Genomic DNA, 4,699 nt, shown 5'->3' with positions numbered 1-4,699 from the left:
GTATTCCTGAATTGGCTGGCAGAAGAAATTCGTCAGAAAGAGATTGATGCATTGATTATAGCCGGAGATGTTTTTGATGTTTCCAACCCTTCCGCTGCATCCCAAAGCATGTATTATCAGTTTATTTATCGGGTGACAGCAGAGAATCCGTATTTGCAGATTGTCATTGTTGCCGGCAACCATGATTCGGCAGCACGCCTGGAGGCTCCTTTGCCTCTGTTGCAAGCTATGCGGACGGAAGTCAGAGGGGTAGTTCGCAAGCTCGAAGGCGGAGAAATCGATTATGACCATTTGACTGTGGAACTGAAGAACCGGAAAGGGGAAGTGGAATTGCTTTGCATGGCAGTTCCTTTTCTGCGTCAGGGAGATTATCCGGCCGTGCAAACGGAAGGCAATCCGTATGCGGAGGGAGTTCGCGAACTTTATGCACAACTTTTGCAAAGGCTATGGAAGCGAAGGACGGAGAATCAGGCGATTCTTGCCATCGGTCATTTGCAGGCTACAGGATCGGAAATTGCAGAGAAGGATTATAGCGAGCGTACCGTGATTGGTGGGCTGGAGTGCGTATCTCCGGAAACTTTTTCCGAACAGATAGCTTATACGGCATTGGGACATATACATAAAGCGCAGCGAGTGTCCGGAAGAGAGAATGTGCGGTATGCCGGAAGTCCCATTCCGATGTCTTTTGCCGAGAAACATTATCATCATGGAGTCGTGATGGTGACTTTCGACGGAGGTTGTGCGGTGGACATTGAACGGTTGGAATGCCCGAAATTAATACCTTTGTTGAGTGTCCCGAACGGAGAACCTGTTTCACCGGAAGCCGTCTTGGAAGCCTTGAAGGAACTACCCGAGACAGAAGCCGTAGCCCCATATCTGGAAGTAAAGGTATTGTTGGAGGAACCGGAACCCATGCTTCGGCAGGAGATTGAAGATGCACTGGCAGATAAAAACTATCGGTTGGCGCGTATTGTTTCTACCTATCGCACTGAAACTGGAAATACGACGAAAGAAAATGAAAACTGGAAGAGGGGGTTGCAGGAAATGTCTCCCTTGCAGATTGCACAGTCTGCCTTTGAGAAGATTTATCAGGTGGAAATGCCTGTAGAACTGACAGGTTTGTTTGAAGAGGCCTATTTGGCTGCTACCCGTAAAGAAGAGGAGGAAGAAGAATGAAAATACTAGCTATACGATTGAAGAATCTGACCTCGATAGAAGGAACGGTAGAAGTGGATTTTATGGCAGAACCATTACATTCTGCAGGTATCTTTGCCATTTCAGGACCTACCGGTGCAGGTAAGTCTACTTTATTAGATGCCTTATGCCTGGCATTGTATGATAAGGCTCCCCGCTTTGCTACTTCAGTGGAAAATGTGAACCTGGCAGATGTGGGAGACAATCAGATTAATCAGTCTGATGTTAGAAATTTGCTGCGCCGGGGGACAAGTGATGGTTATGCGGAAGTCGATTTTTTAGGTATTGACGGACGGCGTTACCGTTCTCGTTGGTCGGTGAGGCGGACAAGAAACAAGATAAACGGTTCTTTGCAGCCACAAACGCTGGAAGTGAAAGAACTGGATACGGAGAAAGAATTTCAAGGTACCAAGAAAGAGTTGTTGATTCAGTTGGTGGAGTTGGTTGGCCTGACGTATGAACAGTTCACCCGTACAGTATTATTGGCACAAAATGATTTTGCTACATTTCTGAAATCAAAAGGGGCGGCAAAAGCAGAATTACTGGAGAAGTTGACAGGAACCGGCGTGTATTCCCGGATTTCTCAAGAGGTCTATGCCCGGAATAAGGCGGCACAAGAGGAGGTGACCTTGATTCAGAATCGAATGAATGTGATCGAATTGATGCCGGAAGAAGAGCTGCTTGCTCTGCAAAAAGAGAAAGAACTATCGACTGAAAAGCGTGCGGCAGGGATTAAACTGCTGGAAGAACAGAATGAACAACTGAATGTGGTTCGTTCATTAAAAATACAGGAAGAACTTTGTAAGAAAAAGCAGCAGGAAGAACAGGAGGAACAGGCTAGGGAGAAAGTTCTGCAGGGTGCATTGGCTTCCCAAGAGGAAGGATTGGTGCATTTTAAGGCACAATGGGAGGCCATACAGCCAGACTTGAAGAAAGCACGTCAATTGGATGTACAGATACAGTCTCAACAAAGCAGCTATATACAGTCGCAGCAGATTTTACAAGCGGCTAACAGGCAGGTGGCGGAGCAGGAACAAAAAATGCGAGTGGCTGCGGAACAATTACAGGTGTCTTATTCTTCTCTGAACCGCTTATTAAGCCATGTAGGGATAGAAGAAGCACTGCAACTTGAACAGGTGGAAGAGATTCTACGGCAAGAAGAAAACAAACTGGCTGCCGCTACCAGTACGAATGAGGAACGTTTGTTGCGCTTAAATTCTTTCGGATATCCGTTATTGGCCGAAGAACAGGTGAAGTTGCAAAAAGAGTTGACTCGTCAGCAGAATATCCGGCAATTAACGGAAACGCAGACGAAAGCAAAGACGGAAATAGAAAGACTGGAGAAAGAAGTGGCCAATTGTCTGAAACAATTGACGGAGCAAGAAACCGCATTGAAAGTTACTCAACGTCTTTACGAAAATGCACGTATGGCAGTGGGAAAAGACGTGAAAGCATTGCGCCGGCAATTACAGGAAGGGGAGGCTTGTCCGGTTTGCGGTAGCACAGCGCATCCTTATCATCAGGAACAGGAGGTGGTAGATACTCTTTTCCGGAGTATAGAGCAGGAGTATAATGTAGCATCAACCAACTATCAGCAGATGAATAACCGGAGCATTGCTCTGCAACGTGATTTGGCGCATCAAAAAACGGTGGACGGACAGATCGCGGAACAGTTGGCAGCATTATATAAAGCAGGGATTGAAGCCGGAAACGAAGAGCAAATACAACGTCGTTTGGCGGAACTGGCAAAATGTATTTTGGAATATCGTAATCTTTACGCAGAATGGCAGCTCGGCGATGAAGAAATTAAAAAGATGCGTGCACATTGTGAAGCTCTTCGTGAAAATGTTTCTCTCTGCCGTTTGGCTATGCAGAAAGTATCGTCTGCCAAAGAACAGTTAGTAATCTTACAGAATGCTGCTTCGGCCGAACTAAAGAGATTTGAAGTGATAGAGAAAGCGCTGAATGTGCTTCGTCAGGAACGTTCGCAGCTATTGAAAGGAAAAAGTGCGGATGAAGCGGAAGCTGCCGTAGCAAAAAGAGAGAAAGAACTGAATCTCGCTTTGGAGAAAGCACGTAAAGAAGTAGAGGCGGTACACAACCGGCTTTCCGGTTTGCAAGGAGAGATGAAGCAAATTGCACTGGCTATAGGAGAGTTGCAAGAACAGTATAAAAAGATAGAGTCTCCCGAACTGCTTCCCGAAATAATAAAGAAGCAACAGGAAGAAAACCTGAATATAGAACGTGCCCTTTCTACTATGGAAGCCCGCCTGCTACAACAAGCAAAGAATAAACTGACTGTGGAACAGATTGCGAAGGAACTGGCAGAGAAACAAACTGTTGCCGAACGTTGGGCAAAATTGAATAAACTGATTGGCAGTGCGGATGGAGCGAAATTTAAAGTGATTGCTCAAAGTTATACTTTGAATTTGTTGTTGCTTCATGCCAATAAACATTTATCCTATCTCTCTAAACGCTATAAGCTGCAACAGGTACCCGATACGTTGGCGCTTCAGGTAATAGATTGCGATATGTGTGATGAAATACGGACCGTGTACTCTCTTTCAGGAGGTGAATCGTTCCTGATTTCTTTGGCACTGGCTTTAGGTTTGTCTTCCTTGTCAAGTAATAATCTGAAAGTTGAATCTCTTTTTATTGATGAAGGTTTCGGCTCTTTGGATGCGGAAAGTTTGCGTACAGCGATGGAAGCATTGGAACAATTACAGATGCAGGGGCGGAAAATAGGAGTAATCTCTCATGTGCAGGAGATGAGTGAACGGATTTCTGTTCAGGTGCAGGTACATAAGAAAGTGAATGGAAAAAGTGTGCTTACCGTGGTGGGGTAAGCACACTCCTTACTACTTAGTATGAATTATTCAGGTTGGATTCTTTTACATTAATTCGTTCAGTTCGCTTAAATTCTTTTTGATTTCGTGGATACGATTTAAGAACTTCTTGCGGTAAATCCATAAGATCAATCCCAGTCCTCCGCCCCATAACAGGATGAAGAAAGCGATCATCCCCATTCCATATTGCCACACTTGCCAGTAGATAAATGAAAGTATAGCCAGGACCAGGAGAAAGGCAATAGCAATCAATCGTTCCCTGATGGTCCATCGATGGATACGGTTTACGCGGCTGATTACTTCTACCAAAGGCATCTCGTCTATTTGTGTCCGTTGGAGGAAACGGGTGGTGACGATATCCCAGCAAAGGGCAGGAATCCATGCGAAAATGATAATGATATAGATCGGGTTTAATCTGTTGTGCAACAGTACCTCCGCTAAAAATAAGATCAGTATCGGCAGAGAAATCAGAATAAGCTTGATGTTCAGTCTGGCAATGGCATGGATACCTTTGTCCGCATGCCTTATCAGCTTTTCAAGCTCTTCTTCTTTGATGAACTCTTTGTCTTTCAAGTGTTCATCCAGGGCATTCCAAGATTTTTTAAGTTCTTCCAGTTCCATATATCTTATTCCTCCTTTTTCATTCTTTTAAGTTTGTC

Annotated in this window: 3 protein-coding genes; 2 read left to right on the top strand and 1 reads right to left on the bottom strand. The window is 44.8% G+C overall.

Annotated features, from left to right (window positions below):
* Together ACT8YW_RS21895 and ACT8YW_RS21890 are read left to right on the top strand one after the other, a co-directional pair.
* Nucleotides 1–1,176 (top strand): exonuclease SbcCD subunit D (locus ACT8YW_RS21895; protein WP_444107133.1); only part of this gene is annotated, 1,176 nt, incomplete at its 5' end.
* On the top strand, nucleotides 1,173–4,040 hold the full coding sequence (locus ACT8YW_RS21890; protein WP_444107132.1) for an AAA family ATPase: 2,868 nt from the start codon (nucleotides 1,173–1,175) through the stop codon (nucleotides 4,038–4,040). The genes ACT8YW_RS21895 and ACT8YW_RS21890, both read left to right, overlap by 4 nt.
* 45 nt (nucleotides 4,041–4,085) lie before the next feature.
* Here the strand turns inward: ACT8YW_RS21890 and ACT8YW_RS21885 are convergent, their stop codons facing one another.
* Nucleotides 4,086–4,661, bottom strand: a complete 576-nt coding sequence (locus ACT8YW_RS21885; RefSeq protein ID WP_004297353.1) for a hypothetical protein — start codon at nucleotides 4,659–4,661, stop codon at nucleotides 4,086–4,088.
* Nucleotides 4,662–4,699: the final 38 nt, after the last annotated feature.

Source organism: Bacteroides sp. (assembly GCF_052357945.1).
In the GTDB taxonomy this organism is placed as follows: domain Bacteria; phylum Bacteroidota; class Bacteroidia; order Bacteroidales; family Bacteroidaceae; genus Bacteroides.
This window is presented reverse-complemented; position numbering and strand designations above follow the sequence as displayed.